General features: G+C 73.0%; 1 protein-coding gene. It reads left to right on the forward strand.

Annotated elements, in window-relative coordinates; genetic code table 11:
* Positions 1 to 62 precede the first annotated feature (62 nt).
* Positions 63 to 1,157: methyltransferase (locus ABZ885_RS41710; protein WP_360200500.1), on the forward strand; the 1,095-nt coding region annotated here is incomplete at its 3' end.

Below are 1,157 nucleotides of genomic sequence, written 5' to 3' on the forward strand. Positions count from 1 at the left end.
AGCGGCCGGCGGTCAGGCCCGGCCGCTTCGTCGCCTGCCCGTTCGATCCTCCGGGCGCCAGGATGTACCGCACCGGCGACGTGGTGCGGTTCCGTACATGGGGGTCCCCCCGGCCGGAGGTTGGGGGAGGACAGCTGGAGTACCTCGGCCGCGCCGACGACCAGGTGAAGGTGCGCGGCTTCCGGGTCGAGCCCGGCGAGGTCGAGGCCGCCCTGGCCGAACACCCCGCCGTCGCCCGGGCCGCCGTCCTCGCCCAGGACGACCGGCTGATCGGCTACGTCGTCCCACGCCAGGACACCGCCCGGGACGACGGACTCGAAGCCGACCACGTCGGCGAGTGGCGGGACATCTACGACGCCCTGCCCATCGCCCCCGAGGAAGCCGCGTTCGGGCACGACTTCGTCGGCTGGAACAGCAGTTACGACGCCAGCCCGATCCCGGTCGAGCAGATGCGGGAGTGGCGCGACGCCACCGTGGACCGCATCCTGGCCCTGCGCCCCCGCCGGGTGCTGGAGGTCGGCGTCGGCACCGGTCTGCTGCTCTCGCAGGTCGCGCCGCACTGCGAGACCTACTGGGCGACGGACTTCTCCGCCACCGCGATCGACGCGCTCACGGCCCAGGTGGCCCGGCAGGCGGACCTGGCCGGCCGCGTCGTCCTGCAGACCCGCCCGGCCCACGACATCGACGGACTGCCCGCCGTCACGTTCGACACCATCGTGATCAACTCGGTGGTGCAGTACTTCCCGTCCGCCGAGTACCTCGCGGACGTGATCGGGAAGCTGATGCGGCTGCTCGCCCCCGGCGGCGCGCTGTTCGTCGGCGACGTCCGCAACCTGCGGCTGCTGCGCCCGCTGGCCACCGCCGTCCGGCTGCACCGGACCGGCGACCACGGCGACAGCGGCGGCCACGGCGACCACGGCGACCTCGCGGCGGTACGCCGTGCCGTGGAACAGGCCGTCAGGGTCGAGAAGGAACTCCTGGTCGACCCGGACTTCTTCACCGTCCTGCGGGAGCACGGCACGGACATCGGCGCGGTGGCCGTGGAGGTCAAGCGCGGCCGCCACCACAACGAGCTGACCCGGTACCGCTACGACGTGACGCTGCACAAGCGGCCGGCCGCACCGGTCCGGCCGCTGGACCTGAGATCTGAAGAGCAC

The sequence above is a fragment of the Kitasatospora sp. NPDC047058 genome (assembly GCF_040643935.1).
Classification (GTDB): domain Bacteria; phylum Actinomycetota; class Actinomycetes; order Streptomycetales; family Streptomycetaceae; genus Kitasatospora.